This window comes from Sulfitobacter maritimus (assembly GCF_013346665.1).
GTDB classification, from domain to species: Bacteria; Pseudomonadota; Alphaproteobacteria; order Rhodobacterales; family Rhodobacteraceae; genus Sulfitobacter; species Sulfitobacter maritimus.
The window spans coordinates 128,048-147,487 of sequence record NZ_JABVBB010000028.1 but is presented as its reverse complement, the minus strand read 5'-3'; the positions used below and the strand labels follow the sequence as shown (position 1 = coordinate 147,487).

The 19,440-nt window shown below is 61.7% G+C and carries 16 protein-coding genes; 2 read left to right on the top strand and 14 right to left on the bottom strand.

The window, feature by feature from the left end:
- Nucleotide 1 precedes the first annotated feature (1 nt).
- From HTT03_RS08850 to HTT03_RS08795, 12 genes are all read right to left on the bottom strand, one after another.
- Nucleotides 2-733, bottom strand: coding sequence for an SDR family NAD(P)-dependent oxidoreductase (locus tag HTT03_RS08850; RefSeq protein WP_174859487.1), 732 nt, complete (start codon nt 731-733; stop codon nt 2-4).
- Nucleotides 730-1,296 carry a DUF3833 family protein gene (locus HTT03_RS08845; RefSeq protein ID WP_174859486.1) on the bottom strand — a complete coding sequence of 189 codons (567 nt, stop codon included), beginning with the start codon at nt 1,294-1,296 and terminating at the stop codon, nt 730-732. Before HTT03_RS08845 ends, HTT03_RS08850 begins: the two co-directional genes overlap by 4 nt.
- Nucleotides 1,293-2,528: an MFS transporter gene (locus HTT03_RS08840; protein WP_174859485.1), complete on the bottom strand. Its 1,236-nt coding sequence runs from the start codon at nt 2,526-2,528 to the stop codon at nt 1,293-1,295. The genes HTT03_RS08845 and HTT03_RS08840 overlap by 4 nt, the downstream gene beginning before the upstream one ends.
- Nucleotides 2,525-3,313, bottom strand: a complete 789-nt coding sequence (locus tag HTT03_RS08835) for a DUF1365 family protein (RefSeq protein ID WP_174859484.1) — start codon at nt 3,311-3,313, stop codon at nt 2,525-2,527. Before HTT03_RS08835 ends, HTT03_RS08840 begins: the two co-directional genes overlap by 4 nt.
- Entirely contained in the window at nt 3,310-4,629 is a 1,320-nt protein-coding gene (locus HTT03_RS08830) for an NAD(P)/FAD-dependent oxidoreductase (RefSeq protein ID WP_174859483.1), read from the bottom strand. Before HTT03_RS08830 ends, HTT03_RS08835 begins: the two co-directional genes overlap by 4 nt.
- Nucleotides 4,630-4,763: 134 nt before the next feature.
- Nucleotides 4,764-5,777, bottom strand: a complete 1,014-nt coding sequence (locus HTT03_RS08825) for a pyridoxal-phosphate dependent enzyme (protein WP_174859482.1) — start codon at nt 5,775-5,777, stop codon at nt 4,764-4,766.
- Complete coding sequence (locus HTT03_RS08820) at nt 5,778-7,022, bottom strand: DNA recombination protein RmuC (protein WP_174859481.1); 1,245 nt, start codon at nt 7,020-7,022, stop codon at nt 5,778-5,780.
- Nucleotides 7,019-8,890 carry a DNA mismatch repair endonuclease MutL gene (mutL, locus tag HTT03_RS08815; RefSeq protein ID WP_174859480.1) on the bottom strand — a complete coding sequence of 624 codons (1,872 nt, stop codon included), beginning with the start codon at nt 8,888-8,890 and terminating at the stop codon, nt 7,019-7,021. Before mutL ends, HTT03_RS08820 begins: the two co-directional genes overlap by 4 nt.
- A gap of 295 nt (nt 8,891-9,185) precedes the next feature.
- Nucleotides 9,186-10,115 carry a metal ABC transporter permease gene (locus HTT03_RS08810; protein WP_174859479.1) on the bottom strand — a complete coding sequence of 310 codons (930 nt, stop codon included), beginning with the start codon at nt 10,113-10,115 and terminating at the stop codon, nt 9,186-9,188.
- On the bottom strand, nt 10,112-11,317 hold the full coding sequence (locus tag HTT03_RS08805; RefSeq protein WP_174859478.1) for a metal ABC transporter permease: 1,206 nt from the start codon (nt 11,315-11,317) through the stop codon (nt 10,112-10,114). Before HTT03_RS08805 ends, HTT03_RS08810 begins: the two co-directional genes overlap by 4 nt.
- Complete coding sequence (locus HTT03_RS08800; RefSeq protein WP_246253400.1) at nt 11,314-12,105, bottom strand: metal ABC transporter ATP-binding protein; 792 nt, start codon at nt 12,103-12,105, stop codon at nt 11,314-11,316. Before HTT03_RS08800 ends, HTT03_RS08805 begins: the two co-directional genes overlap by 4 nt.
- 3 nt (nt 12,106-12,108) lie before the next feature.
- Nucleotides 12,109-13,101, bottom strand: coding sequence for a metal ABC transporter solute-binding protein, Zn/Mn family (locus HTT03_RS08795; protein WP_174859477.1), 993 nt, complete (start codon nt 13,099-13,101; stop codon nt 12,109-12,111).
- A gap of 177 nt (nt 13,102-13,278) precedes the next feature.
- Here HTT03_RS08795 and deoC point away from each other — a divergent pair, with 177 nt between their 5' ends.
- On the top strand, nt 13,279-14,292 hold the full coding sequence (gene deoC / locus HTT03_RS08790) for a deoxyribose-phosphate aldolase (protein WP_174859476.1): 1,014 nt from the start codon (nt 13,279-13,281) through the stop codon (nt 14,290-14,292).
- Between the two features lie 44 nt (nt 14,293-14,336).
- Nucleotides 14,337-16,682: an aldehyde dehydrogenase family protein gene (locus HTT03_RS08785; protein ID WP_174859475.1), complete on the top strand. Its 2,346-nt coding sequence runs from the start codon at nt 14,337-14,339 to the stop codon at nt 16,680-16,682.
- Nucleotides 16,683-16,738: 56 nt separating this feature from the next.
- Here the strand turns inward: HTT03_RS08785 and HTT03_RS08780 are convergent, their stop codons facing one another.
- Together HTT03_RS08780 and HTT03_RS08775 are read right to left on the bottom strand one after the other, a co-directional pair.
- Nucleotides 16,739-18,061: a M16 family metallopeptidase gene (locus HTT03_RS08780; protein WP_174859474.1), complete on the bottom strand. Its 1,323-nt coding sequence runs from the start codon at nt 18,059-18,061 to the stop codon at nt 16,739-16,741.
- Nucleotides 18,058-19,383 carry a M16 family metallopeptidase gene (locus tag HTT03_RS08775; protein WP_425506309.1) on the bottom strand — a complete coding sequence of 442 codons (1,326 nt, stop codon included), beginning with the start codon at nt 19,381-19,383 and terminating at the stop codon, nt 18,058-18,060. The genes HTT03_RS08780 and HTT03_RS08775 overlap by 4 nt, the downstream gene beginning before the upstream one ends.
- Nucleotides 19,384-19,440: the final 57 nt, after the last annotated feature.

The following is a 19,440-nucleotide window of genomic DNA, read 5'->3' as shown; positions in this document are numbered from 1 at the left end:
CCTAGCGGAACAACCGATAATAAAGCCCATCCGGCAAAAAGCGCCCCAAACGGAACAGCAGTGAGAACCCATAAGGGAAATCACGTTTGAAGCTGTCGCCGTTCATATGTTCGTACACATGCCGGGCGGCTTTTTCCGGCTCCATGATGAACGGCATTTTGAAATCGTTCTTCTCGGTCAACTGGGTCTTGATAAAGCCGGGGTTAATAACCTGCACCTGCACGCCTGTCTTGCGCAGATCGGCGTGCATACATTCCGCCAAAGACAGTGTTGCCGCTTTGGAAGCCGTATAGCCAATAGAGCCCGGCAGCCCACGATAGGCGGTCAGGCTCGACGTGATAACAATATGCCCATGATCACGTGCCACCATTTTCGGCACGACATGCCCCAGCACCCGCATCAAGCCGGTAAAGTTCACATCCGCCATGGTGACCCCATGGTCCGCTTCCCATTCCTTAGCGCCAAAGGGCCAATAGGCACCGGCAAGATAGACCATACCGTCGATCTCGCCCACCTCATCCACCGCTTTGGCAATGCTGGCTTCATCCGTCACATCCATCGCCACAGCGCGTGCGCGTCCGGGCAGATCGGCTGCCAGCTTGGCCAGCTTGTCTTCTGAGCGGGCCGACAGGATCACTTCGACACCGCTGCGGCTCAACTGTTGGGCCAATGCCGCGCCCAAGCCATCACTCGCCCCAACGAGCCAGTACTTCTTACCCAGCCAATCTTTCATCGTTCCTCCTCAGGCCGTAGCGTGGCCACCAATTCAGCCACCTTTACACCGAACTTACGAAACTGGCTGCGGTTTACGATGGTTCCATCGGGGGTCAAATACATCCAGTCCACCGTGTTCAGCACATGGCTGCCCAGTTCTTCGGGCAAGCGAATGCGGTAGCGCAACTGCAATGTCGGGCCCGCCTGAACGCCCTTGCCGACGCCGATGACATCTGGCGCAGTGCTGGAGAAATGGCCGTCTTCGCCCAAGGTCACAGTCCACTCGCGGTCCTGTCGAGAGCCGTCGTTGTAGCGAAAGGTCTCTGTCACCGTAGCAACATTGTCGGCCCAGACGACGTCAAAGATAGCGGTGAAGCTGCTGGTGACCCGGCCCAGCGGCCCAAAGATTACCCCTTCGCAGATCATCCTGTCGCGCAGATGCAGCCGCAAATCAAACTGCGGAAAGGCGTCGATATAATCGCTGGGTGCCTGGCCGTGAAACTCTGCGTAGCGGCGGCGCAAAAAGGTTAGTAAAACGCCCAGACCAAGGCCTACCAGAACAAAGATCAGCGGTTCGGTCACGATCGCTCCAAGTGTTTTGCGCGGGCCAATAAGGCAATAGCTAGCAGCTTCAACGCGCAGGGTACACCAGCATAGAACCAGATCAACAGAGTGATCGCCTTTGGGTTACTATTGCCTCCCGCGCTGTGCAATCCCGCGCTTTCTAATGCGGGAAGTAGAACGATAGCGGCAAAGGCCAAGGTCAATTTTGAGACAAAGGACCAAAGCCCGAACCCCTCGGCGGCGGACGGGGCGATCTGGGCCATACGCGTGGCAAACATCGCAGGCAACAACGTAAGGTCCGCCCCCAGCACCGCACCCGAGGCCAGACAGACCAGCCCAAAGAGCGCCACATCCCCCGCCCCCAGCAGCAGCGCCCCGGCAAAGGTCACAATGCCCAGGGTCATTGCCGCCAATAAAATCTGTCGCGGGCCATGTCGCTCTGCCAGCATCCCCCAAAGCGGCGCGGCCCCGGCGGCGGATAGAAAGAACAACAGCAGCAGCGGCCCCTCCCACCCCGGCGCGTCCAACACCAATTCGACGTAAAACAGAAATAGGGTCGAGGTCACGGCGACGGGGGCGGCATTGACCAAGGCAATCAGCAACAGCCCCCGCGCCGGCGCGTCCCGCAGCACCACGCCGAAACCGCCCGCTGTCGGCAGCCCCCGGCTCTCCCATTCGCGCCGCATTGCCAAAACCGCCGCCAAAGCCAGCAAGGCAAAGCTCACCGCGAAACCTGCGAAGGGGCGGGCATAGACCAACCCGATCAACAAGGGCGCAACAGAGGCCGCGCAGACACCCAAAAGCGCCCCAGTCTCGCGCCAGCGGGCCAGCATCAAATGTCCAGCGCCCGGCAGGGCATCGGCTTTGGCCACGCCCTGCGCATAGAAACAAATGGTCAGAAAGCTGAAACAGGAGAACACGAGCGTCAGCATCAGGGCGAACCACAGGACTGGCAGCATCGGCGCAGGCACCGCAAACAGCCCTAACATCGCCAGCGCCATGACCGCTGCGGCCCCCGCTACCGCTGCACCACGCTGCGCCCGCAGCCGATGCGACAGCCAGCCCAGCGCGGGGTCTTGCACCACGTCCAGCAACCGCAAACCAAAGAGCACCGACCCAAGCGCGCCAAGCGAGACGCCATATTCATCGACATAGAATTTCGGCGCATGGATATAGATCGGCAAACCGGCTGCGGCCAAAAGTGCTGCAAAAAGCGCATAGGCTGGCAAACGGCGCGCCGACCCGTTCATCTGTCCGCTGCGCCATGGGCGCTGTCACGTGACACATCGGCCAACGAGGCTTCTGGCCGAGCGCGAAAGACCGCGCCTTTCAGCCAAAGCTTCAATGCCTGCCAATGGATCAGCGCCATCACCCGCCGCGCGCCAAAGGGGCGGCGCAGCAGCGACCACAGGATACGCCGATTGGTTAAAGCCGCCCGCGGCCCGGTCAGCGTGGCAATCACCCCATTGTCGCCAGCGCTGAAATCAATCCAGACCCCGATACGCTCCGCTCCGATATCAAACCGAAAGACATAGCCGCCCGCGATGTCCTGAAAGGGCGAGACATGCATCAGCTTGGCCGCCTTCAACCGGTCTTCCGGCATGATTGGCCGCAGATCGGGATGGTGGCACAGGTAGGAGTGCCGGTCACCGTAGGTATTTGTCACCTCAGCGATAACCGCGATCAAAGCGCCATCGGCGCGGAGACATAGCCAAAAGCTAACCGGATTGAAGACATAGCCTAACACGCGCGGCTGCGTCAGAAGGTCGATCCGGGCCACCCCGGTGATCTCATGCGCTGCCAATACGTCGCGCACCCAGACCGCCCCGCGGCCTTGGCCGGGCGCACCGCCGTGGTCCTTGTCGTGCAGGCTGGTCAGCCCCGCTGCGTTGCGCGCGAAAAGCGCAGGCTTGGCGAGGTTTTGGGCCTCGGCATCGCAAAGCACATAGTCGATCGAATAGCGAAACCGGTTCTGCACAGCGCCTTTGCGTCCGTGAAAGGTCTGGCCTTGTATATGATCGACCCGCGCGGTCACTCTGCCGCCAGCGGGGCCGCTCGTAGGCTGCGCATCTGCTCCACCACGTCGACAGCGCTCGACAGCCCGTCCTCATGGAACCCATGCCGCATCCATGCCCCGCAGAACCAAGTGCTGTTCGCGCCGTTAAAGGCCCGCACCTCGTCCTGCGCGGCCAGGGCGGCAAGGTCGTAAACCGGGTGGCGCAAAGTGACCTGATCATAGATCAATTCCTCGCGGATCGTCCGCTTGGTGTTGAGCGTCACGAAATGCGGATCATCCTGCGGGATCGGCTGGAGCGAGTTCATCCAATAGGTCAAATCGATCCGATCTGACTTCTGCTCCCGGTCCTCGGTATAGACCCAAGACGCCCAAGTTGAGCGCCGCTTGGGCATGATCTTGGCATCGGCGTGTAACACAATATCATTCGGCTGATAGCGGATCGCGGCCAATGCACGCTGCTCGGCCTCCGTCGGGTCAGCAAGCATCGCCAGCGTGTCATCGGAGTGGGTGGCAAAAATCACCTCGTCAAACGCCTCCCACTCACCGCCCCAAGCACGGACCTCAGCGCCTTGAGCGGTGCGGCGCACGGCCTGAACCGGGCTGTCGGTGCGCAGATCCACACCCTTGGCGCGCAGGGCATTTTCCAATCGGTCGACATACTGCCGCGAGCCCCCCTTGACCGTGTACCACTGATGCTGGCCAGAATAGTTGAGCAGCGCGTGGTTCTCGAAGAAATTGACCATAGCATGGGCCGGGAAGTCCATGATCTTCTCGGTCGGCGTGGACCAGATCGCGCCTGACAGCGGCGACAGGTAGAACTCGCGGAAATAGCGCCCGGTGCCGAGCCGGTCGAGAAACTCAGCAATGGTCATCGATGGATCACGCGACACTGCCAGCGCATTTTTATTAAAATGCACGATGTCGCGCAGCATGCGCAGAAAGGGCGGGCTGAACATATTGCGCTTTTGTGCAAAGACCGCGTTGAAATTGGTCAGCGCATATTCCAGCCGTCCGCCATCGATCGACGCGCCAAAGCTCATGTTCGACGGCACCACGGGCACGTCCAGCTCCGCAAACAGCGCGGCGAGGTGCGGATAGTTGGCATAGTTGAACACGATAAAACCGGTATCGACCGGCTGATCTCCGTTCTTCCCTGCGATCACGGTGCGGGCATGGCCGCCGATTTGGGCGCCTGCCTCGAACAAAGTAACCCGGTCCATGGGTGTCAGCATATGCGCCGCCCCCATGCCGGAAATTCCCCCGCCAATCACTGCGACCCGTCGGCCGATAGGATGCTGCGGGTCAATGGCGTCGTTCATAGCTTCAAAGGGCATAGGGGTCCTGCTCTGGTCCGGTGCATAGGATATGGGGCAGCCACGGATAAAGGGGAGTTAAAGTTGCAAAGCTGGATCGATTTTTTGGAAAAAGTCGCGCAGGCTCAAGGCTACTTGCAAAAACGCGCGGTAGGCTAGGACAGCAAACTGGCGAGCGCCGCTTGTCCGCGGCTTAATTGGCCCAGATAGCTGTCGGTATCGATATTGGCACCGCAGACAATCAGCCCCACACGCCGTCCTGCCAGTTGCGACCGCAGCGGCCCAAGCGCTCCGGCCATCGCCGCCCCGGCGGCAGGTTCCACCGCCAATTTCGCCGCCTGCTGCAGCACCACCATCCCTGCACAGATCGCGTCATCGCTGACCGTCACCACATCATCGACGTAAACGGCGCAAAGCGCATGGCCGAAAGGCAATGCCATCGGCGGGCCAAGGCTGTCTGCGATGGTATCGACCTTGTCGATGGTCACGGGCGCGCCTGAGGCGAGGCTTTGCGACATGCTGTCGGCCCCTTGAGGCTCTACACCATAGACCCGGCAGGCCGGATTGATCGCCTTCACCGCTGCTGCCACGCCGCTGATCAGCCCGCCACCGCCGACAGAGACCACAACCGCATCCAGATCGGCCACCTGCGCCATCAATTCCAGCCCCACACCAGCAGTGCCAAGCGAGGTATGCAGCCCCTCAAACGGATGGATAAAAATCCGCCCCTCTTCGCGCACCAACCGCTCCGCCTCGGCAAATGTCTCGGCACCCGGCGGTTTCATAATCACCTCGGCCCCGGTGGCACGGGCGAGGTCGACGCGGAAGGGGTTGGCGTTGTCTTGCATCACGACCTTGGCGCTGATGCCCAGTTTGGCAGCGGCCCAGCCCGCCGCGATGGCATGGTTGCCGGCACTTGCCGCCGTGATGCCGCGCCCGCGCGTGTCATCATCAAGACTACGCGCGACAGACAACGCGCCACGGACTTTGAACGTGCCGGTATGCTGAAAACACTCCAGCTTGAGCGCCACATGCGCACCATCCAACACATCGCTTACCATCGGAGAGGAGAGCGGAACCACCGGCGTCTGGAGGATATCTTTGCGCAGAGCATCCGCCCGCATCTGCATCGCCTCCAGCGTCATGCCGGTAATATCCACGTCGTTCATTCAGCCGTTCCCTTCGGGTGTCCTTAGGGGAACAATAGCTTCACTTTTGTCTTCTGCCAGTTCTTCAAAGTCGAAATTATGCAGACGGCCTGCGCGTTTGGCGGCTTTTTCGCTGCTGACCTTGATCTCTTCGACATCGCGCCGCGCTTGGGTGAAGTGACGGTCGAGGTTACCTACCCGCATTGCCAACCGCTCGACATCCTTGTTCAGATTGCCCAGTTCCTTGCGGATCGCGCCCGCCTGTTCGCGCATCCGCGCATCCTTCAGGATCGCGCGCATGGTGTTGAGCGTGGCCATGCAAGTGGTCGGGCTGACGATCCAGACCCGTTTTTCAAACCCTTCGCGGACCAGTTCGGGGAAGTTCGCGTGAAGCTCGGCATAGACCGCTTCAGAGGGCAGGAACATCAAGGCACCTTCCGCTGTCTCACCCTCCAGAATGTATTTGTCGGCAATCGCGTTCAGATGCACCCGCACGGCGGTTTTCATCTGCTGAGCGGCGGCGCGAGTCTCCCCTTCGGTTTTCGCGCGGCGCAGGGCTTCGTAGGCTTCCAAGGGGAACTTACTGTCGATCACGATTGGCCCCGGTGGGTTGGGCAGGTGGATCAGGCAGTCGGGCCGTTTGCCGTTGCTAAGCGTGGCTTGCAACGAATAGCTGTCGCTCGGCAGCGCTTTGGACACGATGTCACGCAACTGAATTTCACCAAAGGAGCCGCGCGTCTGCTTGTTGCTCAAGATGTCTTGCAGCGACAGCACATCGCCCGAGAGTTTGGTGATATTGTCCTGCGCCTTGTCGATAGAGGCGAGCCGTTCTTGCAACTGCGTCAGGCTGGTTGTGGTGCGTTTGGACGAGCCGTGCAGCGTCTCGGTCATGCGCTGCTGCATCTCGGCCAAGGACCGCGCCGAGCGGGCGGCGTTGTCGGCCAAGCGGTCTTGCATCTGCTGCTGCACATGCGCCAGCCGCGCTTCCATGCTCTGCATCATCTGCGCTTGGGTGTTGGTCTGTGTGTCCGAGACCATCTGCAACCCGCCGCGCAACTGCTCTTGCCCCTGCCCCAACTGCTGCACATGGCCACCGAGCACGCGCATCTGCTGCGCCAGAGGGGCCGCCACGCGGGCCGAACGGCCAGCGGCGCGGACCGCCATGATGAGTAGGATGACGATCAAAAACAGCAACCCTGCCCCCGCGAGCGCTGCGAGGGTCAGGGGATCAGACAGGTTCAAATTCGTGCCACCAAGCTCCATCAAGTGCGCCCGAAAAGCCGTTCGATGTCAGCAAGTTTAAGCTCGACGTAGGTGGGGCGTCCGTGGTTGCACTGGCCGGAGTGCGGCGTCGCCTCCATCTCGCGCAGCAGAGCGTTCATTTCCTCGGCTCGCATCCAGCGACCCGAGCGGATCGAGCCATGGCAGGCCACGCGGCTCAGGATCGCTTCAATCTTGGCCTGCAGGATGTTGCTGCTGTCGCCCTCGTCCAACTCGTCCAGCACATCGAGGATCAGCGCGCGGGCGTTAACCGTACCGAGGATGGCGGGGGTTTCGCGCACGGCGATGGCGCTGCCGCCAAAGGCTTCGATGCCAAGACCCAGCTTCGCAAGGTCGTCAGCCAATTCCAACAGCCGTGCGCAGTCATTCGCAGAAAGCTCCACGATCTCGGGGATCAGCAGCGCCTGCGCGGCGACGCCGTTGTCGTTCATCTGGCGCTTCAGCTTTTCATAGACCAAGCGCTCATGCGCGGCGTGTTGGTCGACGATGACCATGCCATTGGCGGTTTGCGCGATGATGTAGTTTTCATGCACCTGCCCGCGGGCCGTGCCGAGGGGATAGTCCGGCGCGGATGTCTCAGACGGCGCTTCGGCAACCGGTGCATCAGACATCGGCGTACCCTCGACCCGCCCCCAAACGCCAGCGGTCTCGGCAAATCCCGGCGCTTGCGCCTGATATGCGGCCTCGCGTGCGGCGGGGCTGGGGCGCTGCATCCCGGCGCGGTCCATCTGATAGACCCGCGCGCCCTGCGGTTCGGGCTGCATCGCGCCCAAAGTCGCCTGTGCCACGGTGGTCGAGGCCCGGTGCCCGGCCTCCGCCAAAGCGTGCCGCAACGCCGAGACGATCAGCCCGCGCGCCAGCCCCGGATCGCGAAAACGCACTTCGGACTTGGCCGGGTGGACGTTCACATCCACCAAACTCGGCGGACATTCGACGAAAAGCGCCGCTGCCGGGTGGCGGTCCCGGCTGAGGAAATCGAAATAAGCCCCCCGCAGCGCCCCGGTCAGCAGCTTGTCCCGCACCGGGCGACCATTGACGAAGAGGTACTGTGCCACCGCAGAGCCACGCGAATAGGTTGGCAGCGCGGCGAAACCCGTCAGGTGCAGCCCTTCGCGCATCGCATCGATGGGCAGCGCGTTTTCGGCAAACTCGCGGCCCAGCACTTGCCCTAAACGGCCATGCAACGCCTCAAACAAATCCCCCTGCTCAGCCTCGGCGCGGAAGACATCGCGGCCTTTGCCATCGCCAGAGACATCGCGCAGCACGAAGCGCACGAAGGGTTCTGCCATGGCCAACCGCTTGATCACATCGCCAATCGCCTGCGCCTCTGCCCGGTCGGTGCGCAGGAATTTGAGCCGGGCAGGCGTGGCAAAGAAAAGATCGCGCAGGGTGACGATGGTGCCGCTGTTGAGGGCGGCGGGGCGCACCTCGCCCGTGCGGCCACCGTCGACCGTGATCTCGGCGCCATCATAGCCCGCAGCGCGACTGGTGATCGTCAGCCGACCCACCGCGCCAAGGGACGGTAGGGCCTCGCCGCGAAAACCGAATGTATGAATGTCGAGCAGGTCTGAGCCGTCAATCTTGGAGGTCGCATGGCGCGACAGAGCCAGCGACAGATCGTCGGGCGCGATGCCGCAACCGTCGTCCGTCACCCGGATCATCGTCTTGCCGCCGTCGGCATATTCCACCGTGATCCGCCGCGCCCCCGCGTCGATGGCATTCTCAACCAACTCCTTCACGGCAGAGGCCGGACGTTCGACCACCTCGCCCGCAGCGATGCGGTTGATTGCGGAATCATCCAATTGGCGGATAACGGGGCGATTTTCGCCTATATTGGGGTTTGGTGTGGCCATACCGCAAAACCTAGCATGGCCCGCGGCGATTCTGCCAGATGCGAATGGGCCGTGTTGAACGCTTATCAAAGGGGCAAAGGAAAGTCAGCGGACCGCCGCCAAGACTGGGGCGATCCGCTTCTGGGTCGTCTACTCGGCGCACTGGTGCTTTTGTTATTCCGGTCTTATCAGAGCGGCGGGCGACCCGGTTACAAGGTGTCTCCGGGGGAGGTTATACCCTGTATAGACGCAAGCCGAATCACAGGTCAAAGCAAAATCGAATCAGTGGCGCAAAAAACGAATCATTGCGATTCGGTTAAGCCGTGGGCGCCGCCGTGCCACGGTGTCGATGTGGACCAAAGAGCGCGGCCAGACCAAGGATAACCCCCGAAACTGTGGCGATCATTCCTGCCGCCGAGACTGAATCTCGCAGCCCGATCCACAGCGGCCCGTATCCTGCCAGCACATAGCCCAGCACCGCAGCGAGCGTGGCAAAAAGCACCGACCATGCGATTTGATGCTCCAACCGATTGGTCATCATCCGCGCGGCGGCAGGCGGGCAGATGAACATGGCAATGACGATGATACTGCCCACGGCGTCGAAAGCAGCCACCGCCGCAATCGCCGCAACGATCACAAGCCCAAGGCCCAAAGGCCCGGTTTTCATACCGATGGTGCGGGCAAAGCCCTCGTCAAAAGTGCTGATTTTAAGCGGTCTCCAAAAGAGCGCGGTAAACAGCGCCACGAAAAGCAGTGTCACCGCCATGCGCGGCAGTTCGACCGGAATTGTGGCCAAGGCTTCGGGGTCCAGCAAAGACCCCCATCCGGTTGCATCCAACCAGATCAAGCTCTCAAGATTGCCGTAAAGCGCATGCTCCACGTCCAGATGGACATTGCTGGTGTCGGATTGCTCCAGCAGCAGCACGCCCCCGGCGAACATCGCGGTAAAGATCACCCCCATCGCCGCGCCGGCTTCGATCTTGCCCAAGCGGCGCACCCCTTCGATGGCGAGCACGGCAATGATCGACGCCCCAGCCGCACCGAGCAGCATGGGCCATGTCGTCACCATCCCCGTGAGCAAAAAGGCCACGACGATCCCCGGCAGCACCACATGGCTGATCGCATCGCCGATCAGCGCTTGGCGGCGCAGGACGAGGAAGTTCCCCGGCAAAGCACAGGCCACGGCGACAAAGATGCCGGTCAGCATCGGCACCAGCGACAGGGGGACGAATTCAGAACCGCTCATGCGCCCCCCTTGCCGCGCATGTCGATGCGGCTGTCAATGTCGCGAATTTGGTCGGCGGTCAGCACTGTTTCTATCGGGGTCAGACCGTCGTATTGCTGCGCCGCCACCTCATAGGCCGGATCGCGGCGAATGAGCTGCCAACGCGTCTCATCCCGCAGCGCCTTGGCTGCGCGACCGCGCCCTGTTTTGGTTGGCACCCCGTCTGGCAACGCGTAGCCCTCTGCCCGCAGCAGTCGCAGGGTAAGCTGTTCGTAGATCGGCTGCCCATGAGCCAGCGCCAGCAATCCCTGACGCAGATGCACCCGGCGTTGGTAGCGACGATGCCGCAGCAATGCCGAAAGCGCCCCTCGTTGTGGCGCCAGCAGCAGCGACAGCGCGAATAGCGCAAAGCCCACAAGGACGATGATTGGCCCCGTTGGCAGGTTCGGCTGCGCTGCCGACAGCGCCGCGCCGACATAGGCCGCGATACCGCCAAGCGCGCCAGAGATCAGCACCACATGGTCGGTCCGCTCGCTCCAAAACCGCGCGGTGACGGGCGGGATGATCAGCAGCGCGACGATCAAGATCAGCCCGACGATCTTGAGCCCCACCACGGTCACGGCCAGCACCAGCCCCATCATCGCAAGATCGGTGCGTGGTACGTTCTGGCCTATGGCGGTGCCATATTCTGGATCGAAAGAGGCCAATGTCAGCGGGCGGCGCAAGAGCAGAACCAGCGCCAAGGTCAGGGCCGCAGCCACCGCGATCACCAAGGCATCATTGCGCAGCATCCCGGCGGTGGACCCGAGGAGAAAATCCTCCAACCCCGCCTGTCGTCCCGCGCTCATGGTTTGGATCACGGTCAGCAGAACGATGCCCAGTCCAAAAAACACCGATAGCACAGAGCCAATCGCCGCATCTTCAGCCAGTCGCGTACGATTGCTCAGCCATGAGACCAAAAGCAGCCCCGCCGCCGCCGAGAGCGCCGCGCCGGTCAGCAGGCCGATCAAGTTGCGCCCATCGCCGCCCAACGCGACCATCCCCATGAAGGCCAACGCCACACCGGGCAGGGTCGCATGCGAGATCGCGTCGCTGACCAGCGCACGCTTGCGCAGAAACAAAAATGTCCCGCCAACGCCTGCTGCCATACCCAAAAGGGTCGCCCCCAGCGTCACCAACGTGGCGTTATAGCCCAGTTGCAGCGAAAGCGCGTCCCAGATCATGACAGTCGTAGCGCATCCATCTGCGCTCCGGCCAAACGGCCACCATAGGCGTCTTGCAGGTGATTGGCCTGAAACACCTCTGCAACGCTGCCTTCGGCCACGCGGTGGGTGTTGATCAGGAAAACATTGTCGAAATACTCTGCCACGGTCGACAGGTCGTGATGCACCGCGACAACGGTTTTTCCGGCGTCCCGTAGAGACTTGAGCACCGCGATGATTGCCTTTTCCGTCGCCGCATCGACCCCGGCGAATGGTTCGTCCAACAGATAGAGATCCGCACCCTGCGCCAAGGCGCGCGCCAGAAACACACGCTGTTGCTGCCCGCCCGACAGCTGGCCGATCTGGCGGGTGGCGAAGTCTTCCATGCCAACGCGGGCAAGACAGTCGTTGGCGCGGGCGCGGTGCACCGGACGGACGCGCCCCAAAAGCCCCAATTGCGGGTAAAGCCCCATCAACACCACGTCGATCACGCGGGTCGGGAAATCCCAATCCACACTGGCGCGTTGCGGCACATAGGCGATGCGGTGGCGTTGTTCTTCGACCGGTTTACCATAGACGGTAACCGTGCCCGCCAGCGGCGTGAGGATGCCCAAGGCTGCCTTGAGCAGTGTCGACTTGCCCGCGCCATTGGGACCGATGATCGCTGTCATCTTGCCCGGCTCAACGGTCATATCTACAGAGAAGACAGCGGGTTTTTGTCCGTAGGACACGGTCAGCCCCCGTACCGCGAAAGGGCTGTCGGCGCGAGCGGTGACGGTCTCTTTGCTGCTGGCGAGTTCAAGTGTCATAGATCAGCTTCCCTCGGCCAGTTTGCCGTTCATGCCACCCGCTGGCACTGGTGCACCAAGCGCGCGGGCGATGGTGGTCACGTTATGGTCGATCATGCCGATATAGGTGCCTTCGTAGGTGTCCGGCGCACCCATGGCGTCGCTGTAAAGCGACCCGCCGATCTGGACACTATGCCCCTGCGCCGCCGCGCCTTCGACCAACGCGCGCATGTTGCGGTCTGAGACCGAAGTCTCAACAAATACCGCTCCAATCTTGCGCGTCACCAGTTCATCCACCAGCGCGGAAATCCGGTTCAACCCTGCCTCACTATTGGTCGAGATGCCCTGAATGCCGATCACCTCAAACCCGAAGGCCCGACCGAAATAGCTAAAGGCGTCATGGGCTGTGACCAAGACGCGCTGGTCCTCTGGCACCTGTGACAGCGTATCGGCGGCATAGGCGGCCAATTGCTTGAGTTCAGCGCGGTAGGTTTCAGCGTTTTGGGCAAATGTCTCGGCCCCGGTGGGCAGCGCTTCGGTCAGCGCGCGTGTCACCTCATCAACGACGCCGATCCATGCGGTGGGGTCCATCCAGACGTGCGGATCATAGCGGCCCTCATAGTCCGGATGGCTCAGCAACGCGTCCTTGGGCAGCGCTTCGGCCACCGCGACCACAGCCCGTTTGCGGCGCAAATCCTCGAAGAACCGCTCCATCTGTGCTTCAAGGTAAAGCCCGTGCCAAAGCACCAGATCAGCACGGGTCAGTGCCACGATGTCGCTGCGGGTCTGACGGTAGCCATGCGGGTCCACCCCCGATCCCATGAGCGCGCGGACCTCAACCAGATCACCGCCCACGCGGCGGGCCGCGTCACCAATCATGCCGGTGGTGGCGATAACCTTGAGCCTCTCCGTCGCGGCGAATGCGGCGGGGGCGACACCCGCAAAGGCGACTGCACTAAGACCACCGATCAAAGCGGCGCGGCGGGTCGGACGAAGGGGGGTGCTTGCATGTTTCATGGAAAATATGTGCGACTCATTCTCAACAAAGTCAACAGTTGAGAGTCATTCTCATTAACAATTGCAGCATCTGCGCGAATTCTTGCAGAAACTGCGGCGTAACGCGGGGTCAGCGTCGCTTGCTTTGGCCCCTGCCCCATGGCACTTTGCCCGTCTGACCAAACCGGAGAGACCCCGATGGCCACCCAGACGACTTTGCAAGGCAGCACGCGTGAAACCGGCGCGACCGGACATCTGCCTCAGGTGACAGAACCCCGCGTGGAGCCGATGCCGCTTGATATGGAGTGGCTGCGCAGCGTGCAGGCGAATACATCAGCAATTGAACGCCGCGCCGCATCCCTGCCCGCGCGTCGTTCGTTAAAAAAGGACCATCAGGCGGCCTGGCTGCTCCGCGCGGTGACCTGTATCGACCTGACCACCCTGTCGGGCGACGATACGGCCCGCCGGGTTGAGCGGCTCTGCGCCAAGGCGCGTCAACCGGTTGCGCCCGCCATTCTTGACGCGCTTGGCATGGGGCCAATCACCACCGGCGCGGTCTGTGTCTATCACGAGATGATCCCCGCCGCGCGCCGGGCGCTGGAAGGGACCAATATCCCCATTGCCGCTGTCTCTACCGGCTTTCCCGCTGGGCTGTCGCCGCTGGAACTGCGCATCCGCGAGATTGAGATGAGCGTGGACGCGGGGGCGACTGAGATCGACATTGTGATCTCGCGCCGCCACGTGCTCTCGGGCGACTGGCAGGCGCTTTACGACGAAATGCGCGCCTTTCGCGAAGCCTGCGGCGAGGCCCATGTGAAAGCGATCCTCGCCACGGGTGAGCTTGGCTCGCTGCGCAACGTCGCGCGGGCGTCACTGGTTTGCATGATGGCAGGAGCAGATTTCATCAAGACCTCGACCGGCAAGGAAAGCGTCAACGCCACCCTGCCCGTCAGCCTCGTGATGATCCGCGCGATCCGTGAGTATTATGAACGCACCGGCGTGCGTGTGGGCTATAAGCCGGCGGGCGGTATCTCAAAAGCCAAGGATGCGATCACCTATCTGGCACTGATGAAGGAAGAGCTGGGCGACCGTTGGTTGCAGCCTAACCTGTTCCGCTTTGGCGCCTCGTCGCTCTTGGGCGATATTGAGCGGCAGTTGGAGCACCATGTGACCGGCAACTATTCGGCGGCTTACCGTCACGCGACCGCCTGAGCCCGTTGCAGGCTTTGGGACGGTATTTGAAAAAGGATGAAGGCATGAGCGTGTCCGAGATTTTTGAGAGCATGGAATACGGGCCAGCCCCGGAATCGGCGGCAGATGCGCTGGCGTGGATCGTGGATCAGGGCGGGCGTTTTGGTCATTTCATTGATGGGGCCTTCACCGCGCCGGGCGAAGGCTTTGACAGCACGAACCCGGCGACGGGGGAGGTGTTGGCGAGCCTGACGCAGGCAACTCAGGGCGATGTGGATGCTGCGGTGAAAGCGGCGCGTAAGGCACAGCCGAAGTGGGAGAAGCTGGGCGGCCATGGCCGGGCGCGGCATATCTATGCGCTGGCGCGGCTGTTGCAGAAACATGCGCGGCTCTTTGCGGTGCTTGAGGTGCTCGACAACGGCAAGCCCATTCGTGAGGCGCGGGATATTGATGTGCCTTTGGCCCAGCGGCATTTCTATTATCACGCGGGCATGGCGCAGCTGATGGAGAGCGAGCTGCCCGATGCGCAGGCCCTTGGAGTTTGCGGGCAGATCATTCCGTGGAACTTCCCGCTGCTGATGCTGGCATGGAAAATCGCGCCGGCGCTGGCGATGGGCAATACAGTCGTATTAAAGCCTGCGGAATATACTTCGCTGACGGCGTTGCTCTTTGCGGATATTTGCCGTCAGGCGGGGCTGCCGAAGGGTGTGGTCAATATTGTCACCGGCGATGGGGCGGTGGGCGAGATGATCGTGGGGCATGAGGATATCGACAAGATCGCCTTTACCGGCTCCACCGCCGTGGGCCGCCGCATTCGCGAGGCGACAGCCGGGTCCGGCAAAGCGTTGACGTTGGAGTTGGGGGGCAAGTCGCCCTACATCGTTTTTGATGACGCTGATTTGGACAGTGCTGTTGAAGGCTTGGTCGATGCGATTTGGTTCAATCAGGGGCAGGTCTGCTGTGCGGGGTCGCGGCTTTTGGTGCATGAACCGGTTGCGGATCGTTTCTATGCCAAGCTGCGAACGCGGATGGAAAAGCTGCGCATCGGTGATCCGCTCGACAAGAGCATCGACGTGGGCGCACTGGTTGACCCGGTGCAGTATAAGCGCGTCAGCGAGATGGTGGCGGCCAATACCGCAGGAGAGCGTTTTGTGACGCCAGGGGAGATGCCGGAGAATGGGTGTTTCTATCCGCCGACATTGATCACCGGGCTGAATCCCGCGGATACCTTGATGCAGGAAGAGATTTTTGGCCCGGTGCTGGTCTCGACTACCTTCCGCACGCCCGGCGAGGCGGTACAGCTTGCCAATAACACGCGCTATGGGCTGGCGGCGACGGTCTGGACCGAGAATGTGAACCTCGCGCTCGATATTGCGCCGCAGTTAGAGACCGGGATCGTTTGGGTCAATGGCACCAATATGATGGACGCCGCAGCGGGCTTTGGCGGCAAGCGCGAGAGTGGCTTTGGCCGTGAAGGCGGTTGGGAAGGTCTGGCGGGGTATACCAAGCCGAAGACGTCTGCGAAGCCGTTGAAGGAGATCGAGCCCTTCACTGGTGAAGGAGCGCCCGAAGACGAGATTGACCGCACGGCGAAGCTTTACATCGGTGGCAAACAGGCGCGGCCCGATGGGGGCTATTCCGCACCGATTTGGGGCAAATCCGGCGGGCTGCTGGGGCATGTGAGCCTCGCCAACCGCAAGGATGTGCGCAACGCGGTTGAGGCGGCACAGGCGGCCAAGGGCTGGTCCAAGACGAGCGGTCATTTGCGGGCACAGATCCTGTATTACATTGCCGAAAACCTTTCTGCGCGGGGCGATGAATTTGCGGCGCGTTTGGACGCGATGCAGGGAACAAAGATTGGTCGCAAGGAGGTTGATGCGGCCATTGACCGGCTCTTCACCTATGCCGCTTGGGCCGACAAATATGACGGGCAAGTGCATGGGGTGCCGATCCGCGGCGTGGCGCTGGCGATGAAAGAGCCTGTGGGCGTGATCGGGGCGCTTTGCCCGGCCGAGGCGCCGCTGTTGGGGCTGATCTCTTGCATGGCCCCAGCGATTGCTATGGGCAACCGGGTGATCCTCTCGGCCAGCGAGCCTTTCCCACTGGCGGCAACAGATTTCGTGCAGGTGTTGGAGACTTCGGACGTGCCCGCCGGGGTGGTGAATATCCTGACCGGGCCGCAGGCCGATGTGGCAAAGCCTTTGGCGCGGCATATGGATGTGGATGCGGTTTGGTGTTTCGGCGCGGCGGAGCTTTCCGGCGTGGTCGAAAAGGGCGCGGCGAGCAACATCAAGCGGAGTTGGGTGAACCACGGCATGGCGCGCGATTGGTTCGGGGCTGAAGGCGCGGGGCATGCGTTCCTGCAGGCCGCGACGGAGGTCAAGAACATCTGGGTGCCTTACGGCGAATAACGCCAGATGCTGACACCAGTCAAAAACGCCGCCCCGGTCAAGGGCGGCGTTTTTCGTTAGTTTTGCGGGGTCGGTGTGGCGTCTAGCCCTTCAGGCTGGCCGACCACGACGAAATGCAGGTTATCCGGCTCCAACAAGTCGCCCGCCACGCGCTTGACGTCGTCCAGCGTCACTGCGTCGACCTTGTCATTGCGGGTGGCGATATAGTCGATGGGCAGGCCAAGCATCTGCATCCCCACCAGAATATTGGCAATCGGTGCGTTGCCATCAAAACGCAGTGGATAGGCGCCGGTGATGTAGGTTTTGGCGGCCTCAAGCTCCTCTTGGGTGATGCCTTCCTCGGCGGCTTTCGCCCACTCGGCGCGAATAACCTCGATCGCCTCGGCAATACGGTCATTGGCAGAACTGACAGAACCAAGATAGGTCTCGGCCAGATCGCGCGGCATGAGGTAGGAGTAAACACCGTAGGTCAGCCCGCGTTTCTCGCGCACCTCGGTCATCAGGCGGGATTCAAAGCCACCGCCGCCAAGCACGCGGTTCAGAACCGTAGCGGCGAACCAATCGGGGTCGTCCTGCGCGATGCCGGGCTGGCCAAAGATCGCCACCGATTGCGGCGTGGCAAAATCGACAAGCGTTGTGCCGGGAGGAATATCAACCTCGGCGCGGGGCGGCATGGCGGCGCCCTCGGCAGGCAGGTCGCCCAGCAGGTCGTCAAGCAGATTTCCAAGCTCCTCTGGCGTAATGTCACCGACAGCACCCACGTAAATGCGGTCGCGGGCCAAGACGTTGCGATGGGCCTCTAGCAGGTCATCGCGGGTGAGTGCTGCCACCGATTCAAGGGTGCCGTTCAGGGAACTACCGTAGGGATGATCCCCGAAGGCGATCTTGTCGAAGGTCTGACTGGCGATCTTATTGGGGTCTTTCTGGTTCGACTTGATGTTGGCGATCACCTGCCCGCGCACCCGCTCAATAGCGTCAGCATCGAAACGCGGCTCCATCAAGGCGGCGCGCAGCAGGGCGATGGAGGCTTCGCGGTTCTCGGTCAGGAAACGGGCCGAGATCGACAGCGCGTCATCAGAGACATCAAAGCCGAACGAGGTTGCCAGCGCTTCGGTTTCCCGGCTGAAAGCGCGGGCATCCATGTCGCCTGCGCCCTCTTCCAACAGGCCCGTCATCAGATTAATCGCGCCGCGTTTGCCAGGGGCGTCAAGTGACGCACCGCCGCGAAAGCGAATTTCCAAGGCAACGAAGGGGATCGAGTGTTCCTCTACCAGCCAAGCCGTGATGCCGCCGGGGCTGGTGACGGACTGAATGTCGACCTCAGCACGGGCGGGCAGCGCCGCGAGGCAGGTCAGGATCAGGGCGTAGATCAGTCTCATTGCGCGTCCTCCTTCATCAGCCATCCGGTGACCGATGCGGGTTTGTGAAATACATCGCGGGCGGCCTGCATGATGTCCTTGGCCGTGACGGCTTGCAGCACATCAGGCCAAGCCTGCACATCCTCTACCGTCAGCCCAATCGCCAGCGCCGAGCCATAGCGGTGCGCCACCCGGTCAGCATCGTCACGGGCGTAGATTTGATCGGCGCGTAACTGCGCTTTGATGCGCTCAAGATGCTCAGGGTCCACGCCTTCTTCCATGAACTCGGCCAGGGCCGCGTCCATTGCCGCTTCGGCGTCTTCGAGGCTGACACCCGGCACAGGCAAGACAACCAGATCGAAGGTCGTATCGTCCAGCGTATCGGCTTTGTAGAAGGCACCGGTATAGGTGGCGATCTGTTTGTCGAATTGCAGCTTTTCGTTGAGATAGGAAGTCGTCCCGCCACCCAGCAATTCGCTCAGCAACAGCAGGGCCGCCGCTTCTTCCTGCGCGCCGCTGTCGCGTTCTTGGGCCAGATAGGAGCGGCGTACATAGGGCTGTGCCACGCGGGCGTCACGGTAGGTCAAGCGGCGCTCCGCGATCTGCGGCGGCTCCTCTGTGCGAAGGCGTTCGGGCAAATCGGGGTTTGCAGGGATTTGGCCATAGGTCGCCTCGGCCAGTTCGCGCACCTCATCCGGCGTGACATCACCTGAGACCACCAGAATGGCGTTATTCGGCGAGTAGTAGAGCTCATAGAAAGACAGCGCGTCTTCGAGGTCCAGCTCCTCCATCTCATGTTTCCAGCCGATGATCGGCACGCCGTAGCGGTGGTTGAGATATTGCGCGGCATTGAGTTGCTCGCTGAAGAGAGCCGCAGGGTTGTTCTCGGTCCGCTGGTTGCGCTCTTCGAGGATCACATCGCGTTCGGTGCGGATATTTTCCGGGGTCAGGCGGATGTTCTTCATCCGGTCGGCTTCCATCTCCATCATCAGCCCAAGCCGGTCTGCCGCCACGCGCTGATAATAGGCGGTGTAGTCGTAGCTGGTAAACGCATTGTCGCGCCCGCCATTGGCCGCGACAGTGGCGGAGAATTCGCCTGCTTCCAGCTTATCCGTTGCTTTGAACAGGAGGTGTTCAAGGAAATGTGCCACACCGGAAGACCCTTTCGGCTCATCGGCGGAACCGGCGCGGTACCAGACCATCTGTTGTACGACCGGGGCGCGGTGATCTTCGACGACCACCACTTCCATACCGTTATCGAGGGTGAAATGGGTTACCGCCTCATTCGCGCGCGCCTGCGCAAGAGGGGCTGTAAAGAGCGTCGCCACCAGGGCCGCCAGCATCGGCAGTCGGATCATTGCATGTCCTCGAAAATGTCGCGTCCCGCCTTACCTACGCGG

What these genes read in the sequence shown, in the direction of transcription:
- HTT03_RS08785 (WP_174859475.1), top strand. Translation starts at nt 14,337, where the DNA reads ATGAGCGTGTCCGAGATTTTTGAGAGCATGGAATACGGGCCAGCCCCG.
- HTT03_RS08775 (WP_425506309.1), bottom strand. Translation starts at nt 19,383, where the DNA reads ATGCTGGCGGCCCTGGTGGCGACGCTCTTTACAGCCCCTCTTGCGCAG.
- HTT03_RS08825 (WP_174859482.1), bottom strand. Translation starts at nt 5,777, where the DNA reads ATGAACGACGTGGATATTACCGGCATGACGCTGGAGGCGATGCAGATG.
- HTT03_RS08850 (WP_174859487.1), bottom strand. Translation starts at nt 733, where the DNA reads ATGAAAGATTGGCTGGGTAAGAAGTACTGGCTCGTTGGGGCGAGTGAT.
- HTT03_RS08780 (WP_174859474.1), bottom strand. Translation starts at nt 18,061, where the DNA reads ATGAGACTGATCTACGCCCTGATCCTGACCTGCCTCGCGGCGCTGCCC.
- HTT03_RS08840 (WP_174859485.1), bottom strand. Translation starts at nt 2,528, where the DNA reads ATGAACGGGTCGGCGCGCCGTTTGCCAGCCTATGCGCTTTTTGCAGCA.
- HTT03_RS08810 (WP_174859479.1), bottom strand. Translation starts at nt 10,115, where the DNA reads ATGAGCGGTTCTGAATTCGTCCCCCTGTCGCTGGTGCCGATGCTGACC.
- mutL (WP_174859480.1), bottom strand. Translation starts at nt 8,890, where the DNA reads ATGGCCACACCAAACCCCAATATAGGCGAAAATCGCCCCGTTATCCGC.
- HTT03_RS08795 (WP_174859477.1), bottom strand. Translation starts at nt 13,101, where the DNA reads ATGAAACATGCAAGCACCCCCCTTCGTCCGACCCGCCGCGCCGCTTTG.
- HTT03_RS08800 (WP_246253400.1), bottom strand. Translation starts at nt 12,105, where the DNA reads ATGACACTTGAACTCGCCAGCAGCAAAGAGACCGTCACCGCTCGCGCC.
- HTT03_RS08805 (WP_174859478.1), bottom strand. Translation starts at nt 11,317, where the DNA reads ATGATCTGGGACGCGCTTTCGCTGCAACTGGGCTATAACGCCACGTTG.
- deoC (WP_174859476.1), top strand. Translation starts at nt 13,279, where the DNA reads ATGGCCACCCAGACGACTTTGCAAGGCAGCACGCGTGAAACCGGCGCG.
- HTT03_RS08830 (WP_174859483.1), bottom strand. Translation starts at nt 4,629, where the DNA reads ATGCCCTTTGAAGCTATGAACGACGCCATTGACCCGCAGCATCCTATC.